23 protein-coding genes and 1 pseudogene are annotated in these 25,166 nt (G+C 41.9%); 12 read left to right on the top strand and 12 right to left on the bottom strand.

Annotated elements, in window-relative coordinates; translation table 11 throughout:
• Positions 1 to 231: 231 nt before the first annotated feature.
• The gene (locus FCR06_RS24140; RefSeq protein ID WP_138504253.1) at positions 232 to 2,466 is read left to right on the top strand and encodes a hypothetical protein; all 2,235 of its coding nucleotides are present in this window, start codon (positions 232 to 234) and stop codon (positions 2,464 to 2,466) included.
• Positions 2,467 to 2,479: 13 nt separating this feature from the next.
• Complete coding sequence (locus FCR06_RS24135) at positions 2,480 to 4,792, top strand: hypothetical protein (RefSeq protein WP_138504251.1); 2,313 nt, start codon at positions 2,480 to 2,482, stop codon at positions 4,790 to 4,792.
• A gap of 240 nt (positions 4,793 to 5,032) precedes the next feature.
• On the opposite strand, the gene FCR06_RS24125 is transcribed toward FCR06_RS24135, so the two are convergent.
• The 8 genes and pseudogenes from FCR06_RS24125 to FCR06_RS24095 all read right to left on the bottom strand — a co-directional run.
• Complete coding sequence (locus FCR06_RS24125) at positions 5,033 to 5,599, bottom strand: IS630 family transposase (RefSeq protein WP_223280265.1); 567 nt, start codon at positions 5,597 to 5,599, stop codon at positions 5,033 to 5,035.
• A gap of 2 nt (positions 5,600 to 5,601) precedes the next feature.
• The gene (locus tag FCR06_RS33805; protein ID WP_223280264.1) at positions 5,602 to 5,805 is read right to left on the bottom strand and encodes a winged helix-turn-helix domain-containing protein; all 204 of its coding nucleotides are present in this window, start codon (positions 5,803 to 5,805) and stop codon (positions 5,602 to 5,604) included.
• Positions 5,806 to 5,992: 187 nt separating this feature from the next.
• Positions 5,993 to 7,171 carry an FtsW/RodA/SpoVE family cell cycle protein gene (locus tag FCR06_RS24120; protein WP_138504249.1) on the bottom strand — a complete coding sequence of 393 codons (1,179 nt, stop codon included), beginning with the start codon at positions 7,169 to 7,171 and terminating at the stop codon, positions 5,993 to 5,995.
• Positions 7,172 to 7,224: 53 nt separating this feature from the next.
• Positions 7,225 to 7,359: a hypothetical protein gene (locus FCR06_RS33800; RefSeq protein WP_223280263.1), complete on the bottom strand. Its 135-nt coding sequence runs from the start codon at positions 7,357 to 7,359 to the stop codon at positions 7,225 to 7,227.
• A gap of 344 nt (positions 7,360 to 7,703) precedes the next feature.
• Positions 7,704 to 7,910 (bottom strand): phycobilisome linker polypeptide, encoded by a 207-nt coding sequence (locus FCR06_RS24110; RefSeq protein WP_138504247.1) that lies wholly within the window; start codon positions 7,908 to 7,910, stop codon positions 7,704 to 7,706.
• 226 nt (positions 7,911 to 8,136) lie between these two features.
• Complete coding sequence (gene apcB, locus FCR06_RS24105) at positions 8,137 to 8,625, bottom strand: allophycocyanin subunit beta (protein ID WP_138504245.1); 489 nt, start codon at positions 8,623 to 8,625, stop codon at positions 8,137 to 8,139.
• A gap of 62 nt (positions 8,626 to 8,687) precedes the next feature.
• Positions 8,688 to 9,176, bottom strand: a complete 489-nt coding sequence (gene apcA, locus FCR06_RS24100; protein WP_138504243.1) for an allophycocyanin subunit alpha — start codon at positions 9,174 to 9,176, stop codon at positions 8,688 to 8,690.
• A gap of 380 nt (positions 9,177 to 9,556) precedes the next feature.
• Positions 9,557 to 12,871: pseudogene (locus FCR06_RS24095) on the bottom strand (phycobilisome rod-core linker polypeptide); the annotation flags it as partial.
• A gap of 616 nt (positions 12,872 to 13,487) precedes the next feature.
• On the opposite strand from FCR06_RS24095, the gene FCR06_RS24090 reads away from it, so the two are divergent.
• Complete coding sequence (locus tag FCR06_RS24090) at positions 13,488 to 14,018, top strand: hypothetical protein (protein ID WP_138504239.1); 531 nt, start codon at positions 13,488 to 13,490, stop codon at positions 14,016 to 14,018.
• On the opposite strand, the gene FCR06_RS24085 is transcribed toward FCR06_RS24090, so the two are convergent.
• The 4 genes from FCR06_RS24085 to FCR06_RS24065 all read right to left on the bottom strand — a co-directional run bounded on the left by FCR06_RS24085 (position 14,019) and on the right by FCR06_RS24065 (position 16,160).
• Positions 14,019 to 14,753, bottom strand: coding sequence for a 2-phosphosulfolactate phosphatase (locus tag FCR06_RS24085; protein WP_138504237.1), 735 nt, complete (start codon positions 14,751 to 14,753; stop codon positions 14,019 to 14,021).
• Positions 14,754 to 15,120: 367 nt separating this feature from the next.
• On the bottom strand, positions 15,121 to 15,492 hold the full coding sequence (locus FCR06_RS24075) for an Imm30 family immunity protein (RefSeq protein WP_138504269.1): 372 nt from the start codon (positions 15,490 to 15,492) through the stop codon (positions 15,121 to 15,123).
• A 6-nt stretch (positions 15,493 to 15,498) separates the two neighbouring features.
• On the bottom strand, positions 15,499 to 15,753 hold the full coding sequence (locus FCR06_RS24070) for a protein phosphatase 2C domain-containing protein (protein WP_223280262.1): 255 nt from the start codon (positions 15,751 to 15,753) through the stop codon (positions 15,499 to 15,501).
• A 5-nt stretch (positions 15,754 to 15,758) separates the two neighbouring features.
• Complete coding sequence (locus tag FCR06_RS24065; RefSeq protein ID WP_317616839.1) at positions 15,759 to 16,160, bottom strand: hypothetical protein; 402 nt, start codon at positions 16,158 to 16,160, stop codon at positions 15,759 to 15,761.
• A 238-nt stretch (positions 16,161 to 16,398) separates the two neighbouring features.
• On the opposite strand from FCR06_RS24065, the gene FCR06_RS24060 reads away from it, so the two are divergent.
• From FCR06_RS24060 to FCR06_RS24020, 9 genes are all read left to right on the top strand, one after another.
• Complete coding sequence (locus FCR06_RS24060) at positions 16,399 to 17,580, top strand: class I SAM-dependent methyltransferase (RefSeq protein WP_138504234.1); 1,182 nt, start codon at positions 16,399 to 16,401, stop codon at positions 17,578 to 17,580.
• A 473-nt stretch (positions 17,581 to 18,053) separates the two neighbouring features.
• Positions 18,054 to 18,536 (top strand): ATP synthase subunit I, encoded by a 483-nt coding sequence (locus FCR06_RS24055; protein WP_189523553.1) that lies wholly within the window; start codon positions 18,054 to 18,056, stop codon positions 18,534 to 18,536.
• 60 nt (positions 18,537 to 18,596) lie between these two features.
• Entirely contained in the window at positions 18,597 to 19,358 is a 762-nt protein-coding gene (atpB, locus tag FCR06_RS24050) for a F0F1 ATP synthase subunit A (RefSeq protein ID WP_189523552.1), read from the top strand.
• Between the two features lie 232 nt (positions 19,359 to 19,590).
• Positions 19,591 to 19,839 carry an ATP synthase F0 subunit C gene (atpE, locus tag FCR06_RS24045; RefSeq protein ID WP_019493624.1) on the top strand — a complete coding sequence of 83 codons (249 nt, stop codon included), beginning with the start codon at positions 19,591 to 19,593 and terminating at the stop codon, positions 19,837 to 19,839.
• 333 nt (positions 19,840 to 20,172) lie between these two features.
• Positions 20,173 to 20,601 carry a F0F1 ATP synthase subunit B' gene (locus tag FCR06_RS24040; protein WP_138504228.1) on the top strand — a complete coding sequence of 143 codons (429 nt, stop codon included), beginning with the start codon at positions 20,173 to 20,175 and terminating at the stop codon, positions 20,599 to 20,601.
• Positions 20,602 to 20,919: 318 nt separating this feature from the next.
• A complete protein-coding gene (locus FCR06_RS24035) occupies positions 20,920 to 21,492 on the top strand; it encodes a F0F1 ATP synthase subunit B (protein WP_138504226.1) in 573 nt (190 codons plus the stop codon).
• Positions 21,489 to 22,043 carry an ATP synthase F1 subunit delta gene (gene atpH, locus FCR06_RS24030; protein ID WP_138504224.1) on the top strand — a complete coding sequence of 185 codons (555 nt, stop codon included), beginning with the start codon at positions 21,489 to 21,491 and terminating at the stop codon, positions 22,041 to 22,043. The genes FCR06_RS24035 and atpH overlap by 4 nt, the downstream gene beginning before the upstream one ends.
• 289 nt (positions 22,044 to 22,332) lie before the next feature.
• On the top strand, positions 22,333 to 23,853 hold the full coding sequence (gene atpA, locus FCR06_RS24025) for a F0F1 ATP synthase subunit alpha (protein ID WP_138504221.1): 1,521 nt from the start codon (positions 22,333 to 22,335) through the stop codon (positions 23,851 to 23,853).
• A 327-nt stretch (positions 23,854 to 24,180) separates the two neighbouring features.
• A complete protein-coding gene (locus tag FCR06_RS24020; protein WP_138504219.1) occupies positions 24,181 to 25,128 on the top strand; it encodes a F0F1 ATP synthase subunit gamma in 948 nt (315 codons plus the stop codon).
• Positions 25,129 to 25,166: the final 38 nt, after the last annotated feature.

The following is a 25,166-nucleotide window of genomic DNA, read 5'->3' as shown; positions in this document are numbered from 1 at the left end:
CAAAAACCTAGTTTTTAATTTATAGAAAATAATACTAAATATTAATTAATAAATATATTGCTTAATATTTCTTTCAATATTTATGTTGATAAATTTTATACATAAAATATCTTAATATAGAAACTGCAATAATTTAAGCCAAAAAGATTTATAGTAATTTTTCGCAAATATTAATTTTCTAATACTGTTAATCAGGCAAAATATAAATAATTATTATAAATAATAAATAAGATGGAAAAAAGTGTTATTAATGCCAGCCTTTCGACTGAGAATCTAACCTTTCGTCCAGGTGATACTCCTGCTTCGTTTGAGGTAACTGTCAATAATGACAGCGATCGCTTTGTGAATTTTCAGCTAGAAATTACCGCCGCTGGAGAAACCCGCAACTCAGGATATGTTTGGTATAAACTTCAACCGGAAGTGGCAGCAGCTAAGCCACCAGGCAGTAGTACGATATTCCAAGTGTTGATATTTAATACGCCGATAGTCGGATTTGTCGGCACTGTTAACTTGATGGTAAAGGTTTTTTCACCACAGCTAGCACAACAATGCAGACTTGTGCTGCGACTAAAAATTGAGCGAGACAATAGACCAACACAATTAAGTTTAGAATTACCTGTGCGAGAGTTCCAAGTTTATCCGCGTAATTCTGTAGATATACCAGTACGAGTGCGGAACTTGAGTCAACAACCGACTAATGTAACGCTACGTTTCACAGGCGTCGATCCTTCTTGGTTGACTAATAGTACAGAACGACGATTAGCCCTAGATGCTGGTGGTTTAGCAGAAGCAACATTCCAATGCCAGCCTCCTTCTGTCGTCCAAGCACCCAGTCAAAACTATCCTTTTGTGATTGAAGCTGTTAGCAATAATGGTTACCCAACTACTACCCAAGGCAATATTGAAGTTTTACCTGTGGGTTTTGTCGAATTTACCACCACACACAAACAGCAAAAAATTCCCAGTAAATCGGCATGGTTACCTGACTGGAAATCTAATATAGCCTCCTTTGAATTGCTATTTAAAAATGCTAGTAACTTATATCAGCAACTCGATGTCCAAATTCAAGGTAGAGACGAACGAAAATGTAGTTTTAAAAAGTCTCCTGAAGCCGCCAATTTGAATTTAGGACAGACAACTAAAGTTATTCTCGATGTTAAAACAAAACGCCCTTGGGTGGGAATAGGCAAAACATTGTTGCTGGAGGCTAAATCGGAATTATCTGACCAACGTTTAGGTAGTACAGACCCTGCCACCCAGACATTAGAAGTTCAGGTTTTACCGATTATACCTGTGTGGTTACAATTAGCAGTGATCGCATTATTAGCGGCATTGATAGCATGGATAGTGCAACCCAGAGGTGTCATGCATACGCGTTCTGTGAACTCAGTGCGTTTCAGTGGCATTGGTTTGTCTGTTGTCAGTGGTTCAGATGATTGCACATTGAGACTTTGGAGTATCGGAGCTAATAGCTTAGACCCGGATGACAGAGTAACATATAATGGGCAGCCTGTAGCTTGCGAGCAACGGCAACAGCCCAAAGGTCTGATGGCGATTACTGATGACGCTGTAGAAGTCTTACGCTTTATGCCATTACAAAACGACCGTGTTGCCGTTGGTTTAGATAATGGTGTAATTGAACTCAGGGATGTACCTTCAGGTGCTAAAATTAGCGAACTTCAAGACCTTAAAGACCCGAAAGCAAAAGGCGATCGCGTTTTTGATTTAGCTTTCACTCCCAACTCACTAAATTTATTTAGTGGTTATGGCAGTGGTAAAGTGAGATTATGGTCAAGACCAGCGCCTAACACTAATTTCCTGCCAGAACCGCAAGCGATCGATGTCCAAAGTACATTGAAACTATCAGGTTTCCAAGTCCGCGCCTTAACTCTCAGTCCAGATGCTACAACTGTTGTAATTGCTGGAAACTTTAAGCGCTTCGTCTTATGGCAGTGGAATTCAAATCAAACTAATAAAAAATTTCCAGGTTTATCAGTGCAAAATCTGGAAAAATTAGATGAAAGAGTTGGGCGTGAAGATTATATTTGGGCATTAGCTTTTGTTCCTAACTCGGCAGCAAAAATCCTCGCAACTTCTGATTCTGCGGGATACATTACGATTTGGAATTTAAATCGCTGCCAAACTCTCAAAAATCCTAATCCCCAGGTACAAGTAAATGAACTGAATTGCCCAACAATAGACCGATGGTCGGCGTCGAAAACATCTGTGCGTAGTCTAGCATTTAGTGATGATGGTAATCTGCTAGTAAGTGGTGGCGACGATGGGCGAGTCGTAGTTTGGTACTTAACCCCCGACCATAAACTTGACAAAGCAAAGGCAGCAGAAGGTAAAACAATTTACCAAAGCTCTAAAAAAATCAATAGTATCGACTTGAAAACTAATCAAGGAACCATGATTGTGAGTGGTAGTGAAGATTTTCAGGTCAAACTACACCGCATCAAATAAGGGAGTCGATAACATGCAAGCTAAATTCAATCCATTACAAGTTTATATCAACCCTCCTGATATCCAATTTGGGATGCCGGGAGATACCGTTGTTGTCTACGTAGTTGTCAGCAATCAGGGAGACCAAAGTGCTGTTATTGACTTATATTTTGTTTTTGATGAGGTTTTTCAAAATTTAACAGGCTGGTCTAGTTCTCCCAGAGAAAGTTTAGCATTAGCTCCAGGGCAAAGTAGCGATGAAGTAGTATTTGAATTTCAAATTGCCCCCGATGCTTTTCCAGGAACCTATGACTATACCCTAGTTGTAGACTCGCCTGAGCATTATCCCCAAAATACTCCCATTACTTTCCCAAATCAAATTAAAGTTCTGCTCAAAGAACAGACCGCAATTCGCTTAAATGACCCGACATTTTCCATTAGACCTAATACTAATCCCAACAAGCCGCTGGTTTTTAATTTTAGTGAACCTTTGCAAGTCGAGGTGATAGTTGACAATCGCTCTTATTTGGTAGATCGTTTCCGGTTGAGTTGCCCAGATTTAGACGATGACTGGTTTACAATCAATTATCCCAAGACTGGATTCGAGGGACAAGGGTTGGTGTCTGACGTAACTGCACTCGAACTCAACCCTAGTACTCAAAGTCAAATATTATTAAAATTTCATCCACCCGCAAATACCCTGGCTGGCAGCTATTCTCCAACAATCCGCTTGTATTCGGAAAACTCTCCAGATTTAGTGCTACTAGATTTGGTATACATCCAAATTCCCACAAATTATCGCCTAGATATAGAACTGAATACGATTTTGGGACAGGTTAGCCGTAGTCTTGGTAAGTATGAATTATCACTGGCTAATCAGGGTAATATTGTCCGCGAACTGATGTTGAGCTTAAAAAGTCGAGATGAAGAAGAACTGTATACTTACACTTTTGACCCTACCGAGGTAAGATTATTACCTAGTAAAAATGCCATAGCCAATTTGATGGTCAAACCTAAACCTTGGTGGCGACGACCGTGGTTTGGTACAGGGCTAGTTGTCAACTTTAGAGTTGATATCAAAGACCAACAAAGTTTACCTTTACCTAACACATTGCCTCAGGGAACCTTGGTATGGAAACCTCGCCCTTGGTGGCAATTTCTCCTGTTACTTTTAGCAATTTTGGGTGTATTGGGAGGAATAGTATTTATAATTTGGCGAATCTTAAATCCGGAACCTTTGAGATTAGAAAATTTTAGTGCTAATAACCCTCGAATCACTGAAGACGAAGATGAAGTAGCTTTGAAATGGCAGATTCACAAATATCAACAGTTACAAAAGCTAGTTTTAACAACCAAAGGTTCACAACCGATTCAGCCGATTACCTATGACTTTAAAAATGGTATTCCTCAGTCGTTAGGTAAAGGAAATACTGATGAAATACCTCCTTGTCAAGTGCAAGAAAAACAAGAACTAATTTGTAGCAATGTCAAAACTGGAGTTAAAACTAGAGGAAATTATACTTTTGAGTTACAAGCATTTTATCGTAATGGAATACAGTTATTTTCTCCCAAAGAGCAAGTAACAACCCAAACAACTCAAGTAGAAGTGGCAGAGAAGCAAATTGCTCAAGTGATTGCTTTTCAAGCAGATAAAACCCAATATACCAAAGGTCAGAATATTCTTTTAAGTTGGGCGATCGCCCGTCCTTTATTACTCGGGCAAGTTCAAGTTACTGGTAATGCAGATGATGGTACATTATACGGTGAACCAATTACTTATAAATTCAATCAAGGTAAGATAACCGACTCAAAGCTGCAAAAATTATGCACGCAACAAAATCAACAACTCCAATGTAAAAATATTCCTCTATCAGCATCTAAAGCTGGAAAATTTGCCTTTCAAATCAAAGCTTTTCCGAATAATGGAAGTCAAAAAATTGATGCTAAAAATACTGAATCTAAAATCGAAATTTTAGCGAAACCATTTAAGATTGTCTCTTTTACAATCAACGGTAGCGAACAACCAAATGTAGTTCTCAATGAAGGAGCAACTGCTACTCTTAACTGGAAAGTAGAAGGAGAAAATATTCAGGTAAAACTTCAACCATACGGCAATGATGTTGCACCAGTTGGTTCAATCAAACTTCCAGTTAATTTAGCTTTCCCGCCTCAAATTGCATTGCAAGTTAATGATATATCTGGGAAGCAGCAACCCCAGCAGCGAGGATTTGCAATCACAGTTATTAAAAAAGTAGTGCCTACTCCCATACCTCCCCTAAGCCCAATTCAACCTACTCTTCCACGCAGTAACCCATTTAAAAGCCCTTTACCTCTACCTCTAAGGTAATCTGACACAAAATTTGATGGATTACACTTTTTGGCAAATGTGAAGAGTTGAGCAACTTTTGTAACTTGCTCAATCAACTCCTGAGGATAGCCCGGTCTTGCCTTGTTATAAACTTCGGCTGCCAGAGAACACCAATTTTTAGGGTTGCTGAATTGAAGTATGAAATTTGAAAACTCAATACTCAAACTCTTGCTCTCTGCGCCTTCGCGTCTCTGCGTGAGGTAAATTTATACCAATTCTCTAAAAGCTGGCTACAGATAGCGCCTCTAAAATATATTGCCTTCGGGCAATAGATGCAATAATTTGTTTGGTTAATTTTCCAATTTCAGCGTAGAGAGCAGTACGTAAATCATCAAGTTTTTTGGGTAATAACCAACGCAGTCGGCGCTTAATATATTGCCAAACCTGCTCAATTGGGTTTAACTCAGGAGAGTATGCAGGCTGAAACAATAAAATGATATTATCTGGTACTTGGAGACGTTTGGCTTTATGAAAGGCACCATTATCAAGTTGAATAATTAGTACTGAATCAGTAAAATGCTGAGAAATTAGATTGAGGAATATCTGAAAACAATCAGTATTAAGATGTGAAAACTCCCAAAAGAAGCTCTCGCCAGTCAGTGGCTCGATGATTCCATACAAATAGGTTGCTTTAAACTGCCATTGGTGTACACCAACAGGTTTGACACCCTTGCAAGTGATTTTACGTCCTGTAATTGTTTTCAATCCAATTCGAGTTTCGTCCTCGCACCAAAAACGAATCGTTTTCGTTGTGCATAAAACTGTTAAGCAAAACCAAGACAGCATTACTAAGTTGTGTGCAAGGTTTTTTTAAATGCCTCTACTTGTGGTTGTGATTGTTCAACACTTTTGGGGCGTGGTACTTTCGGCGATGACTCCAAACGGTAATAAACCAGTTTGTGAACTGTCTTGTAGCAAGAATTGACTCCCAAGTTTTGTTCTAGCCACTCGACAATTTCTTGATAACCATTAAATCCAAATGGTGATTGCAATCTTTTATCTAATGCTTTTTCTGCCCAGTTTGGGATAGTTCTTGGTCTTCCTGGCGAAGATTTCTGTTTCGAGGTCTGTGCTGGAGCAGCTAATTATTGTTTTATGTCTTCGATCATCTATTCAATTCCTTCAAATCCTTTGATGGCTGAATTATTCATCAATTCTACATTGCGGATTCTGACTAGCTCAGCGTCTTTGCCCATTTGACAACAAAGGTTTTCGCAACGGTACTACCTCAGCTTCGCTACTTTCCCGTGCTACCCGAATCAGCAATCCAGCAGCTATCAAACTGGCAATCATAGAATTTCCACCATAACTAAACATCGGCAACGGTAAGCCAGTAGTTGGTAAAGAACCTGTAGCAACACCAATGTGCAGCAATGATTGTCCAACCATTAAAACCGTTACACCGATCGCTACCAGTCGATGGACTGAATTTTTTGCCTTCAGCGCCACGACTAATCCCAAAGTTGCAAATATTGCTAAAAGTGCTAATAGCACCATACTGCCAGCAAAACCAAATTCTTCGGCGAATACAGCAAAAATAAAATCGGTGTCCTGAATTGGTAAATAAAATAGCTTTTGTTGGGAAAGTCCAAATCCGGCTCCCCAAGTTCTACCAGAACCCACAGCTAATAAACTTTGCACCAACTGGTAACCGTCTCCTGTCGCATCCGCCCAAGGATTCAAGAACGACATCACCCGCTTGCGCTGATACTCTTTGATGCTAATACTGAGTACTGCTAACATTACTCCACCAATTGCTGTCCCTCCCAAGTACTTGTAAGGTAACCCAGCTGCTAGAGCAATTAGCCAAATAGTCATCCCGCAAAGTGCTGTTGTACTTAAGTTAGGCTGGGCAAGAATTCCTAAAAGAACCAAACCGAAAATAACCAGCCAACCACAGCGAATCCGCCAACTAATTCGTTCCCATTGACCAAAAAGCCGCGCACTTTGCAGCACCAGAAATGGTTTAATCAATTCTGAGGGTTGAATGGGAATTGGCCCGATCGCTATCCAACGCGCTGCATCAAAAGCCTTTTTTCCTAATCCTGGAATCAGTGTCACGAAAATTAATGTCAAAAACACCATCAAAAACCAATGGGATTGTCCCAAAATTTTCTGCAATGGCAAGTTAACAATAATATTGAATCCGATTAAGGCAACTAATACCCAAAGTAGTTGCCGCTTAAAGTAGTATAATCCATCACTATGACGGGCATCAGCGACGGGATAGGATGCTGAAAATAGCATGATTAAGCCGACGAACAGCCAAACGAATGTTAACCAGCGCAATAACCGCGCTTCTAATGCCCAGTTGGAGACAGAATTATCAAAAAATGGAATCAGGCGGCGTAGATTCACGATCAGTATAGGTGAAAAGTTAGGAATTAAAAGTTAGGAATAAAACTCATAAATCATAACTCATAACATTGCAATAAGAATAGAAAATCAACAATTGGGTCATGAATTGCAAAATCTTTGAGCTTGATACCCAAAGGAGCAAGATTAGTTGCATCTGTAATCGAAGGAGAACCCAAGAAAAATATCACCTCCTGCTCTCAGTAATACATCATCTGATCCTTGATCTGCATTCGATTGTGGAGAAACTATAAGATGAACAAAGCACGAGACTGTTTGTTAATAGCATCAAAATCGACCAAAAAGTTTAGTCGATACAGGCTGAAGGTTGGCAACCAAATACTGATTGTATTTAATGAAACTGTTGAACAGGCTGAAAATAGGCACAGTGTTGGCGCTTGAGTCCCACTTTCTACTCGCAGATATTGCCTAGTAAAGATGTTTAACTATTAATTTTATAAAAATATGAACAACAAAAAAGAGGTCAAAAAAGACCTCTTACCAATTCCCTAAAAAAATTTTCTGTTTACAGCGATTACGACAAACCAGCATTAGCACCTTGCTTCCCAGTTGCCAATTCCACTTTGATAATTTTGCCGCCTGCTTTTTGAATGCGTTGCTGTTCCCGAAACCAATTCTCATAAGGAACTAGTTTAGTGAAGTAAGTATTTTGCAGTTCGCGTTGGGTACGAATTCGGGTTTGGCTGGGAACTAGAGCAGTAATTTTAAACAAACGGGCCATGTTTTGAAAATCTCCTGTATTGTTTGTGAAAACTTTTTTATTTCTAAATCTTGAGTGCAAATCTTTAAATTAATCATTCAAAGGCTGGAAATCAAACATCAATACTAGACCACCAACACTCATCATTGACAATTTATCAAGATAAGCAATATAACGTTCTAGCACTCACGATTGATTTCCAGACCTTAATAAAGCCGCACCTAAATTCTTAAGCGCAAACTAGCTCTTAGCTTAAGCCAGAGGAGATATAGTCTAAGTAAACGCCCATTTCCTTACCGGCGTCAGAACCTACCAAGCTGGCAGTTACTTCTTTGATAGATTGGATAGCTTGCACGGTAGCACCAACGGGAACACCCAAGGAGTTATAGGTTTCCTTTAAGCCATTGAGTACACGCTCATCCAAAATGGAAGGATCGCCAGCCAACATAGCATAGGTGGCATAGCGGAGGTAGTAATCTAAATCACGAATACAAGCAGCATAGCGACGGGTGGTGTACATGTTGCCGCCGGGACGAGTGATGTCAGAGTACAGCAAAGATTTTGCTACAGCTTCTTTGACAATCGTAGCAGCGTTGGCACTGATGGTGCTAGCAGCACGTACCCGCAGTTCGCCAGTGGAGAAATAGCTTTTTAGCTTGTCTAAAGCAGTGCTATCGAGGTATTTACCTTGAACGTCTGCGGAGTTGATGACAGCGGTAATTGCGTCTTGAGCCATGTTGTTAATTCCTTATTTCCAACTGTATTGCAATACTTCTACTTGATGCTCAGTAAACAGCTTTACCCTAGTAAAGCACCAACTAGATAGTCGAAGTAGCTACCAGCTTCAGCAGCATCATCACCAGACAGCAGGCTAGCAGCACCAGCCTTCACTCCCCGGATACCTTCAGCAACAGCATCAATAGGAGTTCCCAAGGACTTATAAAGTTCACGGGCACCGATAACACCAATTTCTTCGATGGGGGTAACATCACCAGCAACGATACCGTAGGTAACGAGGCGGAGGTAGTAATCTAGGTCACGCAGACAAGTAGCAGTCAATTCTTGACCGTAAGCGTTACCACCAGGAGAGACAACATCAGGACGCTTTTGGAACAGTTGATCGCCAGCTTGTTTAATTAACCGTTCGCGATTCTCTGTCAAAACTTGAGCAATCCGTAGACGGCGCTCACCAGCGGCTACAAAGGATTTGATCCGATCCAATTCACCAGGGCTGAGATAGCGTGCTTCTGCGTCAGCATTCACGATCGCTTTCGTGACGATACTCATTAATGGATTCCTCCAATACGAATGAAACCAGGATTTAATTAAACTGGTGTGACTTTCAATTTGGTTGACTGAGTTTGTTTTCTCGTCCTTTCAGACACAACAGTTTAATAACTGCTAGGGCTAAAAAACTACGAATCTGCTTGAGTCTACATAAGTACACAAGCTTTTCAACTCACTTACCTTCCGCAAAACATTTTCCGGCATTCTGTTGAGCATTTATGACTGCTCTTAACACTTTGTAATATTATTTTTCAGATTTGCTGTTTTAGCTGCAATCTGAGAGGAGTATTACGAAAGGTTACGAAGGGTTATGGGGACTGGGGATTGGGTATTAGATATTACCTTATACTCCCCAGTTCCCAGTCTATGTTGCCTTATTCGGCCGTGTGCACACTGCCGAGGTAGTTACCTGCCAGCAGAGATGGGAAACGGTTGTAAGGCACAACATCTTCACCAAAGTAGCGGCTATATTCTGGGCTTTCGATTATTGCTGCTACAGCCACAGCCAAACCGCTATTATCTAGCAGCTTGCTGTAGTGGTGAATTTCTTCTTGAGTTGCAGGTGCGCGTCCTAACAAATGACGGAAAAGGAACTCAATCACCTTGGTACAGGGATAAGGTAAAAAGAAGCGCTGACGATAGATTTCAGAACTGGCTAGTTCTCGCACAAACTCCTGGACAGAAATTTCTCCATTTTCGAGTTTGCTGTCTAGGTCGCTCAAGCGGAAATTATCCGGCACTTGACCGTTATAAATATCCAATACTTGAGAGTAAATAGCGTTAACTGCCTGTTGCCTTTCGCTCAAGCTTGTACTTTCCGTCAAACGGTAAATGCGTACATTTTTACGCTCACCTTCCACGGTTTGACCKCTACCATTGTTATAAGAACGTCCCAGTTCGGCATACGAGGGCTGTTTGTCCTCAAGCGCTGCCTTTTGGCTTGCTATATCTGCGATCGCCTGAGCTATCAGCGGCGTATCACTAGATCCTGGACGGGCTTGCACGGGCTTAAAGCTCGGTACAACTACGTCGTCATTTTGCTTGGTTAACTGGTTGTAAAGCTTCTCAGTATTCGGGAAGTTAGCAGCTGGTAAGGTCGGGAAGCGACGGTAAGGCACAGTATCTTCACCAAACACCTGGTTATATTCCACACTATTTAACAAGGTACTAATAAAGGCACGAATACCTTGAGTAGCCAAAATCTGGTTATATTTGCGGATTTCTGCTTGGTCTAGTGGCGCACGTCCCAGGAAGTGTTTGGTTCCCAACTCAATTACTTTGGTGTTGGGGTAGGGTGTGTAGAATTCTTTCAGATAGAGATTCGAGTAACCCAAACCTTCAATAAATTCCTTGACACTGATTTCACCGTTGCCTAATTTGCTCTCCCACGCCGTAAATTCATTTTTGGCGATGTAGGGTGCAATATCGCGCTCAAAAATCTGACGATACGCAGCGCTAATCAAAGTTTGCACTGCAACTTTGTCACTGGTATTCGCCACCAGCTTAAAGATTTTGGTTTGTTCGCGCTGCTTGCTAACACCTTGGTTAATTCGGAATTGAATGTCTGGCTCTGACCGATTTTGTGTGACTGTACCCAGTGTCACAAAGCTCGGTGTTGTTTCCTTCTGGACTTTAGCGGCAACATCTTCACGAATACTACCAACGCGTAACTGTCGTCCTGCCACACCACCAGGAGTCAAATACCGTTCATAAGGAACTGTATCTTCACCAAATGCCTCACTGTATTCTACGCTGTTAATGATGGCGTCAACCACCGCGTAAAAGCCCTGTTTAGCAGCGATATCAAAGTACTTGTTGATTTCTTGACGACCGTAGGTCGGACGACCCAACAAGCGACGGTGAATATACTCGATCGCTTTACAAACATACAGTGATGACCAGTACAGATTGCGGAATACATCGGACTTAGCCAAAGCACGGATAAACTCGCGTACAGAAATGTTGCCGTTTTCCAGCTTGATTTCCAATACCTTTTGGCGTTGACCGTCGTAAACATCGCGACCGAAAACTTGTAAATAAGCAGCTCTAATCACTGCTTGAGTTGAGCTTTCGGAGAATCTGACGCTAGAATTTTTAGCTGCCTTTCTGCCAACAGTTCCAGGCAGTTGATCTAACTTGAACACCTTGGGTCCAAGAGTACCAGGAGCTTCACCTCGTGCCTTAGGATTGCTATTTTGATTATTAATCCCTGCCCCTTGGTGAATCAGGATGCGCTTGGTATCCTTGCCAAAAGGAGCCGGACTGGTGCTGGGGTTGCGAGTTTCTTTCGGGAAAATCGCCCCAAACTGAATTTCTAAGGGGTCGTTACCAGAACCGTATGGATGCTGGTCTGGTAGCGGTTGCTCGTAAGCCGCAAATGTGGTGATGAACTGAGGTATCTTGCGGAAAGGCGCACTGTAGTTAAACAGGTCTTGTTGCGGTCCCCAGTTGCGACATTCTTGGGCTTCTTGACCCAGTCCCCGGAGGTAGGGTACTGTCTCTTCGCCAAAATAGTCGCCGTATTCAGCAGAATCTACTAAAGCATCTACTATGGCAGCTAGACCACCGTTAGAAATAATTGAAAAATATTTTTGTACTTCTTCGCGGCTACTTGGTCCCCGTCCCAAAATGTGACGGAAAGCTAATTCGATGACTCGGCTGTTAATAAAAGGCTGGTAAAACTGTTTTTGGTAAAGAGGAGATTTAGCTAAACGGCGAACGAACTCCTTCATAGAGATGTCGCCATTCTTCACTTTGGATTCTAGGTCAGAAATAGACAAACTGTAAGCACGTGTAATATCGCGCTCAAAGAGTTGCCGATAGGCTGCTTTGACTACCTCATTTTTTTCGCTAGCAGACAATCCAGGTTTCATCACAAACTTGGGACGCCGTTCTGCCGCATTAAAGTAAATTTGTGGCAGTTCCAAGCCTTGCTGGTCGCTAGAAGGACGTTGGCGCAGTTTATTAGAAGGTGTAGCTGCTTTGAATTCTGTAAGCAAAACATCCATGTACTGAGACACAATTTCTGTAGCCTCAGCATCCTTACGGAAAAACGAAAGTGACCCGGCTTTAATTTCTTGCAAAGCTACTATTGTCGCTTCACCAGAACAGGCATTTTCAATGATTTCTCGTAAACCGCGTGTATTTACTGCGATGATGTTGGGGTCGCCAGCAACGATCGCATAAGTAGCATAGCGTAAGAACCAGGATAAATCCCGCAAGCTCTTGGCCATGTTGCTCGGACCATAACGAGCAATGTTAATTGGTCTAAAACCTGGAGGTGTCGGTCCACTGGGGGATGAGTTAAAGATTGAGCGTAAATTTTCTAGGAACCCACCACGACTTTCAACGTAGGTTATTGTTCCCAGTTGCATCCCTTGTTGAACATCACCAGTGCCAACAGCACTAACAGGTACTATTTCTACTTCTTTGGGCTTTTCTAAAAAAGCCATTGGCGAACCACCGACAAAAATCCGGTTGGCAGCCCGAGATACAATAATCTCGGAATTTTCCGTCAGCGTCTGGGCAATTTCTAGACGCTTTGCACCAGATGCAAAATAGCTTGCCAGTTCATTTAGTTCACCAGTTCCCAAGAAACGGTCTTGCTGCTCCGCTTGGGTTATTGTCGCTACAGCTAGGGTTTGATATAGTTGCGGACGCGCAACTGAGCTTCCACCACTTGCCTTAACACTCATCGGATTTGTAAAACTCCCATCATAATCATTTATGTGTTAAGTCTGGGTCGCTTTGAGGCTTGACACATCGGTGCGTCTATGCTTATCAGCTTAAGAGTACTGCCTGCAAAACTGCCAGTAAATTAACCCAGTTAGCTTTTAGATTAAAACGTTTTGCGTTATTAAGGCGGGTTTATTAAGAAGTGTGTAGAATATGTAGCTTTAATGCATCAAATCCCAAATAGATACTCTTGTTTGTCTGAGACAAAACTAAGTTTTGTAACTAAGTAGGTAGTCATTTGTTCACTCTTTTAAAGTTGAGGCAGTCTGTTGACTGTTTTCCCCGCTCAAAGGAACTGCTATTGAGCCACTGAGCCACTCTGCTCGACCAAGGTCTCCCGGCTCGTTCAGTGGCGTCTGAGCGTCGTCCTCTGACGTTCAAATAAGCAACGCCGAATGTGTAATAGCTTGATGTCTAGCGTACAATCTGTAACATCAGTGGACAGTGACTACTAATCGATGCTAAGTTGTTTTTGCTACTGAAAGCTGAATCTTGATAAGAATGCCAGTCTGTAAATATTCTGAAACGGCGGAGGTTTAAGCTTTAGTTATCAACATTTTCTATTGCAAAAGTACTATGGTTAAAAGTTATAAATTTAACTACTTATTTAATGCTACTGCCTCTGCCATAGCAGTTATCCTGGCTGTCACTCCTGCAAATGCACTTCCAGGTGAAAACATCAGCACCGTTGTTAAGTGGGCAAAAACGAGACCTCAACTACCCACCCTAAGATACAACAGCGAAGCCCACGGCTATGGCGGTACAAAGGGAAAACTGTATTTTTATGCCGATGTCACTTCGGAAAATGGGACAGTAACAAAAGAAGGAATCACTGTTAGTGGTAGCGATCGCCTTAAATTCACCACAAAAAATGCCAATGCCCTAAAATTGTTACAAAATATTTATAATTCTCAGATTGCCAATGACTTCCAGAAGTCTCGCTATACTACCAAAATTGGTCGTGACCTATTTTATCGTGGGCAAAAGTTTGCTTACATCACCGCTGAGGTACAAGGTGGGTCGTCATTTGAAATAATTCCCTTGAGAAATTTGCAAGAATTTATCAATAATGCAAAATATTGTCAAACCAATCAATGTGACCTTTGATTAATTCTTCAGTCTGGAATTTAGATAAGCATTATCAATCAATAAAGGTACGCAATCACTAATATTAAAAGCAGCCGCCAGTTCAACATCTGGTTCAAAACCTTTTTCTATCAACTCTTTACCAGAACTGCATTTTTGCAAGTATCCTACTAAATCCTGCTGGAAAGCTTGAAATGCTGCTACAGCTGCTTCGGCTTCTGGGGATAAACTACCACGTAAATAGCTAAGAATTGCGCCAGCACCAATCAAATCTTCAAATGCAGGTCGGAGACTACCATCATCTTTCCATCTCTCACCAGCAGGAATCACAGCTATTTTATCGCCATACTTTTGGGCAAACTCAGCTACAGCTTGGCAATTTCGTAAACAACCAGCTAAAGTTGGCCTCTCTCCAGTATGTAAAGTCAGAAAAGAACCATTAGGTGAAGGCAAAACTAGTCTAGTTCCATCTGGAATTTTTTCTAGTGACTTTGGAGAAAGAGAATATCTGCTTGTTGTCCAACGTTGTCTATGACTCGCCAACTCTGCTTGTACTGATTTGGCATAATTTATAACTGATTCATCTTTATATGCGTAGGGAAAAATTATCGCGCCGTTATTCGTGGCAATTTCTACACAAGTAGAAAAAGAAAGAACATCAACTATTACCACTACATCACTAATAGAAGTAAGTTGAGAAACTCCTTGTGCACCCCATTCACAGCGTAAATCAAACTCTGATTGGTTGTAAATCATAGGAGCGATCGCTCTCATCCAATATTATAAAAATCAAACTATATATAAAGTAGGAAATTGCATTGCTTCAGCAGCTTTACTTAAAATGTTATAGTCAATATAAAACTTGAAAAATAAAAATATTATGAATTTAGATGTAGAAACTAGCTATCAGATAACTGTACCTAAGTTAACTTATAATCTACTAATTGAAAACCAACCAGATGGTGCAGTAAGGCAGCATTGTTGAGTTTACTAGATTGTCAATGTATAGGAAATACAAAAACAGAAGCAATAGAAAAAACTTAGTCAAAGTTTGCAAACTCGATTATAAACAGCCAAGATTGTGACTTAATAAATTAAAGTACCAAAAGTATAAGTTTAATATTTATTGAGTTATACTGGACAAATTTTCTTGAATTTTTAGTTTATTTGCAATACTTTCTTCCAAGAGATGATAGAGAAAATGAGGTGTGTTCAAATTACCTGAGTGTAAAAGTTGTTGATAAACTTGGCAAGCTGAATCATCATTTAAAATCCTGTCATGAATTATTCTTGTCCATTTAGGTGCATCGTTCATTAATTGTGGTACAACTTTAATAAAAACCGCAATTTGTTCTTCTATATCAAAAGATTCAAGAAAATGAATCAAGCTGACATTGCGATTAGTTCGCCAAACTTTACCTTCACTACTATCAGCTATTGGTTCACCCAGCAGAGTAATCGATTGACCCGTACTGGCACACGTAAGAACTGTCATCGAATTTTACTTTCTATCAAACAAGCACAAAAGTAAGGTTTTGTCATCGTCAGTGCGAGAATTTAACCGTTCAGAGTTAAGGAAATCATCCACATATTGATAGTCTTTTTCTGGATTATCAGTTTCTTGCAAATATTCTTTTAAAGGTTTAAAAAAAGGTGGAAAGGGTTTCCAGTCGCTCAAGCGAATTGCAACTTTTTCTAGTCCATCAGTGGAAGCACAAATAAACTCTTGTTTTTGGGAAATAACCTCTACCTGCATTTCCTCTAAATGGTAATTTGACCCCATCCCATAGGCGGTAAAGCTACAGCTTGCCCTACTTTGCCACTAGAAACCCGCTTCACCGAAGCAGAAAGCCAGACAAACAACTCACGAAAATCTAAGCCATTTAATGTAACTGGTGGACGTTGAGGAGGGGAAATTTGTTTGAGGATATTGATATCAGCACCAATTACAGCAACCGCAAAAAATGACAGTGGGCCTTGTGCTTCTCTGAGCTTTTGTGCGGCTGACTGCCAGTAGTCTGATGGCTCTTTGTCTGTAATCAAAAACACCCAAGGGCGATAATAGAAAATACCGTTGTCTTTGTAAGTTTGTTTTCGGTTTTCTAGAAAATCCAAAGCATATTCAATCGCTGCACCCATTGGGGTAAGACCAGCTACTTCCAATGTAGGTGGTGAAAATTGGTCAATCGTTACAAAGTCTTGTATCAGTTTAACTATAGGGCCAAAATTAAATTTTATTAGCTAATAAATACTTAAACAGTAGTTTTATTACTGAAAGAAACCCTATACCTCTGTGAGTTGAAAGAATCCAGCACCGCATTTTAAAATAAATCCTCTAATATCTGTCTACCTGAAGTGTCCACCATTCGCTAAACTCAAAACTGCTGCGTTATTCCTCATCATGTCCGATTCCCAAACTGTTAGTACTGCCGTTGCCAACCTCTACAATACCTACCCCTTTCCGCCGGAAGCTTTGTTAGACGAACCGCCTCCAGGGTACAATTGGCGCTGGAATTGGTTAGCTGCTTATAACTTTTGCACAGGTCAAAAACCCCAAAAGCAAGATATCCGCATTTTGGATGCAGGTTGCGGTACGGGAGTAAGTACAGAGTACTTGGTTCACCTCAATCCTCAAGCTTCTGTTGTGGGAATTGACCTCAGTAGTGGTGCTTTGGATATAGCAAAAGAACGTTGTCAGCGTTCTGGGGCTAACCGGGTTGAGTTTCATCACCTCAGCTTATTTGATGCCGAACAATTACCTGGTGAGTTTGATTTAATTAACTGTGTCGGTGTTTTGCACCATACTGCTGACCCAATTACTGGTATTCAAGCCTTAGCCAAAAAGTTAGCACCAGGCGGCTTGATGCACATTTTTGTCTACGGAGAGTTGGGGCGCTGGGAAATTCAACTCATGCAAAAAGCGATCGCCCTCCTCCAAGGTGACAAAAAAGGCGACTACCGCGATGGTGTCCAAGTCGGACGAAAAATATTTGCTTCTCTACCAGAAAATAATAGAATTGTCAAGTATGAAAAGCAGCGTTGGTCATTAGAAAACTATAAGGATGAACACTTTGCTGATATGTACGTTCATCCCCAGGAGATTGATTACAACATTGAGACGCTGTTTGAATTAATTGATGCTTCGGGATTGGAGTTTATTGGTTTCTCGAATCCGAGTTTTTGGGATTTAGAAAGACTTTTGGCTAAAGCACCAGAGTTGATAGAACGGGCACAAGAGTTGAGCGATCGCCAACGTTATCGCCTGATAGAATTACTAGATCCAGAAGTTAGTCATTATGAGTTCTTCCTCGGTCGTCCTCCCCTGATAAAAGCCGACTGGTCAGACGATAACGCTATATTGGCAGCAATTCCCGAGCTTAATCCTTGTATTGAGGGATTTCCCAGTCAATGTTTCTTTAATTACGATTACCAAATTGTTAACTTGTCAGTTGCTGAGTTTGAGTTTATGCAAAAATGTGACGCTCATTTAACAGTGGCAGAGATTTTGGCAGGTGTGGAACTGGGATTAGATGGTGTTAGAGTGCTTATCAAACAGCAGTTGATTTTATTAATACCAGCTTAATCACAGTAGAATTTATACTTTTGGTGATGGGCGATCGCCCATCACGATTTTTGATAAATTTGATGTAGATTAGAAAAGTGTCCCACAAACTCGGTGTTCCACATCTAAAAAAGTTGGAATTGTTTGGAATTCAGCAATGGTGAAATGTCTAACACCAAGACGCTACTCTACAAGTTCTGCTTTGCAGTCAGCGTCTTTACTCCTCAACACTTATCTTAGTTTCAACACCAAGATGCTGATTATACAAAAACCTTGGAGGACAATCACTCACTAAAAAAAGGGCAAATTTGGATAAATTGGAAGTTGTTTAGGCATTAATTTGTGATTATTGCCATATTTCCCCATACTGCCTGATTAAACGCTCTATTACTGCAAGAGAGTCTAATTTTGTTTTAATTTTTCACATTCCCAAGAAGTTAATTGTTTTTTTCTAAAGTATTGTTACCGGATCGTGATATGATTCAGCTGACTGAATGTGCAGTCATCATCCGTTAGCTGTACTAGTTTCGAGTCCCGTGAGCTTGTCAGAAGAACCAATTGCACCAACTCCGACGACACGACAAGATGCTAAAACTGATTCTGAGAACACAGAATCACATAACTCTATGGGAGAGTTCTATCAACTCTATCAGAAGTTATTAGTAATCACACTTGTCTTGACGGGGATTATTTTTATCTCTGTGTGGATTTTTTATTCCTTAAACATTGCTCTGAATTATTTGATTGGAGCGTGTACAGGTGTGGTTTACTTAAAAATGCTGGCTAAAGATGTTGAGCAACTTGGTGGTGAGAAAAACCGTCTGAGCAAAACTCGTTTTGCTCTGTTCATTGGATTGATTGTATTGGCAACTCAATGGCATGAGCTAAAGATTGTGCCCATATTTTTGGGATTTCTAACTTACAAAGCGACGCTCCTCGTCTACATGGTGCAAACTGCGTTCATTCCTGATTCTTAAAAAGTCAGGCTCACAAAGACAATACTCCCATCCTCGCTCGTTGGGGAAAATGCTTGAAGAATGCAAATGCTTAGTGTCTTAAACGCCTTTAATTCTTTTCCCCTCGCCGAATTAGAAGTAGGTCATCATTTCTACTGGCAGTTGGGCAATCTTAAAATTCATGGGCAAGTTTTTCTCACCTCATGGTTTGTGATTAGCATTTTAGTAGTGGCTTCAATAGCTGCTACTCGCAACGCCCAGAAAATTCCCAAGGGCATCCAAAATTTGATGGAATATGCTCTAGAGTTTATTCGGGATCTGGCAAAAAACCAACTTGGTGAAAAAGAGTACCGCCCTTGGGTGCCATTTATTGGTACGTTGTTTTTGTTTATTTTCGTATCGAACTGGTCAGGCGCGTTAATTCCCTGGAAGCTAATCAAGCTACCTTCGGGTGAATTGGCAGCTCCCACCAATGACATCAATACAACCGTTGCATTGGCACTGCTCACCTCTTTAGCGTACTTTTACGCGGGTTTTAGCAAGCGGGGTTTAGGCTACTTTAAGAAGTATATAGAGCCAACACCTGTGCTGTTGCCGATCGCAATTCTTGAAGATTTTACTAAGCCCCTCTCCCTAAGCTTCCGTCTTTTTGGCAATATATTGGCGGATGAATTGGTAGTAGCGGTGCTAGTCCTGCTAGTTCCTTTATTTATACCTCTGCCTGTAATGGCCTTGGGTTTGTTTACCAGTGCCATTCAAGCCCTGGTTTTTGCTACCCTAGCCGGAGCATACATTCATGAGGCAATGGAGGGACACGGTGGAGAAGAGCATGAGGAGCATTAAATTCAGTCAACAGCGAACAGCAAACAGTTATTGAGCGTGCGGCAAAACTGACGACTAATAACTGATAGCTGATAACTGTTAAGCTTCTCAGTAGATAGCACAGTTCCAAGAGCGGTATGCGCTCAAAACGTCGCCAAGCGCGATTTGTGAGAACTCGGTGCAGCGTGAAAAACACGTTTCTAGTAGTTAAGGTAAATTTTTCTGTCCTGTAATCAAACCAAGGAAAATCAAAATGGATCCATTAGTTTCTGCTGCTTCAGTTCTAGCTGCTGCTCTAGCAATCGGTTTAGCTGCAATTGGTCCTGGTATTGGTCAAGGAAATGCTGCTGGACAAGCAGTAGAAGGTATTGCCCGTCAACCAGAAGCAGAAGGAAAAATTCGCGGTACTCTGCTATTAACCTTGGCTTTCATGGAATCCCTGACTATTTATGGTCTAGTGATTGCTCTAGTGCTGCTGTTTGCTAACCCCTTCTCAGCATAAAACCTCAGAAGTTTTTGTGAGTGTGGAGACGTGAACCATCACGCCTCTACAATTTGGGAGATTTTGGGCATTAACAATTTTAGATTTGGGATTTTGGATTCTGGATTATCAACAGTTTTTGCTACATATGCCGAAACTGATAGGTAGAACAAATTTCAAATCATCAATCTAAAATACCCAGAGCAACGTACCCTTGGGTTGATGTTCATCTAAAATCCTCGCTCTAAAATCCAAAATCCCTTGACCCCTCTTGGCTATGGGTCTCTAAAAATATCAAAGGTTGGATGATTTTGCTAGCCATGAAAACTGCTACTCCAGCCAAAGAGGAGAGAAATGTTTGATTTCGATGCTACCTTGCCCTTCATGGCATTGCAGTTCCTGCTATTGGCAGCTTTGTTGAATGTAATTTTCTATAAGCCACTCACCAAGGTACTAGACGATCGCGATAATTACATCCGAACGAATACCCTTGAAGCAAAGGAAAGCTTAGCGAAAGCTGAGCGGTTAGCCGCAGAATATGAACAGCAGCTCGCAGACGCTCGCAGACAATCGCAAGCTACTGTAGAAGCAGCTCAAGTAGAAGCGAAGAAAATTACTGCCGAAAAAATCGCTGAGGCGCAAAAAGAAGCTCAGTCTCAACGAGAACAAGCTGCTGTTGAAATAGAACAACAAAAGCAGGAAGCTTTGCGTACCTTAGAGCAACAAGTTGATGGTCTAAGTAGGCAGATTCTAGAAAAACTATTGGGACCAACTCCAGTTTAGATTATCTAACAAGATTGGTTCTGTAAAAGGATACGCGCAGCTGGCTCCAAGTCCAGAGCGCTTTATTAAGTGTCAAAAAAGGTAAGAATTCAGCACCCGGGAGTCAAAAGTTAAAATTGCTCAGGAATGCAATTATGGTTGGTATATTTATTTATCATATATTCTCCTGCCCTAACTGTTTTGACTCCTGAATTCTGTCAAATAAAGGCACTTTTTTTCCTTGGGGGATAAAGATACTAGATTTCCCTTGGGGATTAAAGATACCGGATTTACCTTCGGGAAAATAGACGTATTAGCAAGCGAGCAGCGCACTTGTAGATGGGTATCATGGGCACATTCTTTTTACTTGCCGCAGAAGCGCACGCTGTTCACTCTGAAATGGCAGAAGGCGCAGCAGAGGGTGGTTTTGGTCTAAACCTAGACATTTTTGAAACCAATCTCATCAATCTAGCGATTTTGGTTGGCATATTATTCTACTTCGGACGTAAAGTTTTAAGCAATATCCTGAACGAGCGACAATCCAATATTGCCACCGCCATTCAGGAAGCAGAAGGGCGCTTAAAAGAGGCAAAGATTGCCCTATCCCAAGCGCAAGAGCAGTTAACCAAAGCTCAAGCAGAGGCACAAAGCATCCGGAAATCTGCCCAAGAAAATGCTCAAAAGGCCAAAGAAGCCTTATTAGCGAAGGCAGCGCAAGACGTAGAACGCTTGAAACAAACAGCCGCAGCAGATTTGAACACAGAACAAGAGCGAGCGATCGCCCAACTGCGGCAACGGGTAGCTACACTAGCATTACAAAGAGTCGAGTCGCAACTCAAAGGCGGAATTGCTGACGATGCTCAACAAAGTTTAATTGACCGCAGCATCGCCCAACTCGGAGGTAGCGTATGACAACTCAAGTAGCGACAATCGAAGTAGCCCAGCCATACGCACAGGCACTATTGTCAATAGCGCAATCGAAAAATTTGACAGAAGAGTTCGGAGAAGATGCGCGTGCTCTTGTGAGCCTGCTCTCAACAAACGAAGAGCTAGAAAACTTTTTGGGCAACCCATTTATTCAGCCTGAGAACAAAAAATCTCTGATTAGACGAATAGTCGGTGAAAGCGCTAATCCCTACTTACGCAATTTTTTGTTGGTATTGGTAGATAAGCGGCGTATTGCCTTCTTGGAACCGATTTTACAGCAATATCTGGTGCTGTTGCGGCAGCTGAACCAAACCGTATTAGCGGAAGTAACTTCAGCCGTTCCCCTCACAGAAGCTCAACAGCAAGCAATTACAGAAAAGGTGATTGCTATCACTAATGCTCGTCAAGTAGAACTAGAAACAAAAGTCGATGGCGAATTGATTGGTGGTGTAATTATTAAAGTCGGCTCCCAAGTAATTGACGCCAGTATCCGGGGTCAGCTGCGCCGTCTTTCATTGCGCTTAACTAGTGGCTAGAAAGTTGAAAGTAGAGACGCGATTAATCGCGTCTTTCCAAGAGTTACGAGTTGGGAGTAGAGACTTGGGTTAACCCAAGTCTTTCCAAGAGTTATGAGTAGACAAGGGTTAACCCAAGTCTTTCCAAGAGTTACGAGTTAAATAAACAGTAATTTATTTTGACTTTTAACTTTTATCTTTGCTTTTTTAACTCATCACTTCTGACTTATGACTCTAAACTCATCGCTCCTAACTCTTAACTCCTAACTAAAATTACTTCTTCCGTCTCGAAACCAAAAAAGATAGACACATGAGCATATCAATTAGACCAGACGAAATCAGCAGCATTATTCAACAACAAATCGAGCAATACGACCAAGAAGTCAAAGTTGCTAACGTCGGTACTGTCCTGCAAGTTGGTGACGGTATTGCCCGGATTTATGGTCTGGAAAAGGCTATGGCTGGGGAACTCTTAGAATTTGAAGACGGTACAGTCGGTATCGCCCAGAACCTAGAAGAAGACAACGTGGGTGCGGTACTCATGGGTGAAGGTCTGGAAATTCAAGAAGGTAGCTCCGTAACCGCTACTGGTAGAATTGCCCAGGTACCCGTAGGGGAAGCTTTAATTGGACGAGTTGTAGATGGCTTAGGTCGTGCTATTGACGGTAAGGGAGACATCAAAACCTCAGAAAGCCGTTTGATTGAATCTCCAGCACCTGGTATTATTGCCCGCAGGTCTGTACACGAACCCATGCAAACGGGTATCACAGCGATTGACTCAATGATTCCCATCGGTCGTGGTCAGCGGGAATTGATTATTGGTGACCGCCAAACCGGCAAAACTGCGATCGCCATTGATACAATCATCAATCAAAAAGAAGAAGATGTAGTTTGTGTCTACGTTGCAGTTGGTCAAAAAGCTTCCACCGTCGCTAACGTAGTGCAGACACTACAAGAAAAAGGCGCGATGGATTACACCGTTGTCGTTACCGCTAATGCCAGCGACCCAGCTACCCTACAATATTTAGCTCCTTACACAGGTGCAACTATTGCTGAGTACTTCATGTACAAAGGCAAAGCTACCTTAGTAATTTACGATGACCTCTCCAAGCAAGCCCAAGCCTATCGGCAAATGTCCCTGTTGCTACGTCGTCCCCCCGGACGGGAAGCTTACCCTGGAGATGTATTCTACATCCACTCCCGGTTGTTAGAAAGAGCAGCCAAGCTCAGCGATGAATTAGGTAAAGGCAGCATGACCGCTCTACCAATCATCGAAACCCAAGCCGGTGACGTTTCAGCATACATTCCTACAAACGTAATTTCGATTACCGATGGTCAGATATTCTTGTCTTCTGACTTGTTTAATGCTGGTATTCGTCCCGCTGTAAACCCCGGTATTTCTGTATCCCGTGTAGGTTCTGCGGCTCAAACCAAGGCGATGAAAAAAGTTGCTGGTAAAATTAAATTGGAACTGGCGCAATTCGACGACTTGCAAGCCTTCGCGCAATTTGCTTCTGACTTAGATAAAGCTACTCAAGACCAATTAGCACGAGGTCAACGCTTGCGGGAATTGCTCAAGCAACCCCAAAACGCTCCTCTGTCGGTATACGAGCAAGTAGCAATTCTTTACGCTGGTATTAACGGTTACTTAGATGATGTACCTGTAGATAAAGTCACCAGCTTCACCCAAGGTCTACGGGATTACTTAAAGACAGGTAAGCCCCAGTACGCGCAAGCAGTACAAAGCAAGAAAGTACTGGATGCCGATGAGGAAGCAGCCTTAAAGGAAGCACTCACGGAATATAAAAAGACCTTCAAAGCAGCAGCGTAATTAGTCATTAGTCATTAGTCATTAGTCATTGGTAAATACAGCAGAACTCAGAATTAGAATAGGCTCTCAACCTAGTTTTGACATCTAAATGGTGTACTTTACGCTTGTTAAACTCTGCTGTAACTAATGACTAGTGACAAGCGCAAACTCAGAGCGCTGGAGGTACAGACGCCTTTGGCGGCAAAATAGAGACATCTGTTAGCGAAGCGTTAGCGACCCAGCGAAAAGTCGGAGCGGCAGCTTCCGCCGCTCTGAACTTTTCAAGACAGAAGCGTCACTTTGCAACAGAGGACAAATGACAAATGACTAAGGACTAAGGACAAAAATATGGCCAATCTTAAAGCAATACGCGATCGCATTCAGTCGGTCAAAAACACCAAAAAAATCACAGAAGCCATGCGCTTAGTTGCAGCGGCTAGGGTGCGTCGGGCGCAAGAACAAGTGCTAGCAACTCGCCCCTTTGCCGACCGCTTGGCACAAGTGTTGTATGGTTTGCAAAGCCGTCTGCGGTTTGAAGAAGCAAACCTGCCACTGCTAAAGAAACGCCAAGTTAAGTCCGTGGCGCTTTTAGTTGTATCTGGCGATCGGGGTCTATGCGGCGGTTACAATACTAACGTTATTCGTCGTGCCGAAAACCGCGCCAAGGAACTTAAGGCAGAAGGTGTAAATTATACATACGTGCTTATTGGGCGCAAAGCTACACAGTACTTTCAACGGCGTAGTCAACCCATTGACGGCACATACAGCGGCTTAGAGCAAATTCCTACCGCGGCGGAAGCTACTGAAATTGCCGACCAACTACTTTCGTTGTTCCTTTCGGAAAAGGTAGACCGGGTTGAACTAATTTATACCAGATTCGTCTCGTTGGTTAGCTCCCGTCCTGTGGTGCAAACTCTACTACCCCTAGATGCTCAAGGTCTAGAAGCAAGTGATGACGAAATCTTTCGTTTAACAACCCGTGGGGGTCAATTTCAAGTCGAACGCGAGAAAGTGACTAACCAAGTGCGGTCATTAGCTCCTGACATGATTTTCGAGCAAGATCCGCTACAGATTCTTGATTCTTTGTTACCCCTGTATCTGAGTAACCAACTATTGCGGGCGCTGCAAGAGTCAGCAGCTAGTGAGTTAGCAGCCCGGATGACAGCTATGAGTAATGCCAGTGATAACGCTGGTGAATTGATTAACACGCTCACCCTGTCTTACAACAAAGCCCGACAAGCGGCAATTACCCAAGAACTCCTTGAGGTTGTGGGTGGTGCCGAAGCTTTAACTTAGGAAATACCCACTTGCTAGCCATCACAAATAGCTAATTG

Source organism: Nostoc sp. PA-18-2419, from assembly GCF_005869855.1.
GTDB lineage: Bacteria > Cyanobacteriota > Cyanobacteriia > Cyanobacteriales > Nostocaceae > Nostoc.
Note: the sequence above shows the minus strand (reverse complement) of the source record. Positions and strands in the feature narration are given on the sequence as shown.

Coding starts and splice junctions, on each gene's coding strand:
- atpH (WP_138504224.1), top strand. CDS start 21,489: ATGACAACTCAAGTAGCGACAATCGAAGTAGCCCAGCCATACGCACAG.
- FCR06_RS24085 (WP_138504237.1), bottom strand. CDS start 14,753: ATGATTTACAACCAATCAGAGTTTGATTTACGCTGTGAATGGGGTGCA.
- FCR06_RS24055 (WP_189523553.1), top strand. CDS start 18,054: ATGTGCAGTCATCATCCGTTAGCTGTACTAGTTTCGAGTCCCGTGAGC.
- FCR06_RS24110 (WP_138504247.1), bottom strand. CDS start 7,910: ATGGCCCGTTTGTTTAAAATTACTGCTCTAGTTCCCAGCCAAACCCGA.
- FCR06_RS24075 (WP_138504269.1), bottom strand. CDS start 15,492: ATGACAGTTCTTACGTGTGCCAGTACGGGTCAATCGATTACTCTGCTG.
- FCR06_RS24125 (WP_223280265.1), bottom strand. CDS start 5,599: ATGCTGTCTTGGTTTTGCTTAACAGTTTTATGCACAACGAAAACGATT.
- FCR06_RS24035 (WP_138504226.1), top strand. CDS start 20,920: ATGGGTATCATGGGCACATTCTTTTTACTTGCCGCAGAAGCGCACGCT.
- FCR06_RS24140 (WP_138504253.1), top strand. CDS start 232: ATGGAAAAAAGTGTTATTAATGCCAGCCTTTCGACTGAGAATCTAACC.
- atpE (WP_019493624.1), top strand. CDS start 19,591: ATGGATCCATTAGTTTCTGCTGCTTCAGTTCTAGCTGCTGCTCTAGCA.
- FCR06_RS24020 (WP_138504219.1), top strand. CDS start 24,181: ATGGCCAATCTTAAAGCAATACGCGATCGCATTCAGTCGGTCAAAAAC.
- apcB (WP_138504245.1), bottom strand. CDS start 8,625: ATGGCTCAAGACGCAATTACCGCTGTCATCAACTCCGCAGACGTTCAA.
- atpB (WP_189523552.1), top strand. CDS start 18,597: ATGCAAATGCTTAGTGTCTTAAACGCCTTTAATTCTTTTCCCCTCGCC.
- FCR06_RS24040 (WP_138504228.1), top strand. CDS start 20,173: ATGTTTGATTTCGATGCTACCTTGCCCTTCATGGCATTGCAGTTCCTG.
- FCR06_RS24090 (WP_138504239.1), top strand. CDS start 13,488: ATGGTTAAAAGTTATAAATTTAACTACTTATTTAATGCTACTGCCTCT.
- atpA (WP_138504221.1), top strand. CDS start 22,333: ATGAGCATATCAATTAGACCAGACGAAATCAGCAGCATTATTCAACAA.
- apcA (WP_138504243.1), bottom strand. CDS start 9,176: ATGAGTATCGTCACGAAAGCGATCGTGAATGCTGACGCAGAAGCACGC.
- FCR06_RS24070 (WP_223280262.1), bottom strand. CDS start 15,753: ATGCAGGTAGAGGTTATTTCCCAAAAACAAGAGTTTATTTGTGCTTCC.
- FCR06_RS24135 (WP_138504251.1), top strand. CDS start 2,480: ATGCAAGCTAAATTCAATCCATTACAAGTTTATATCAACCCTCCTGAT.
- FCR06_RS24060 (WP_138504234.1), top strand. CDS start 16,399: ATGTCCGATTCCCAAACTGTTAGTACTGCCGTTGCCAACCTCTACAAT.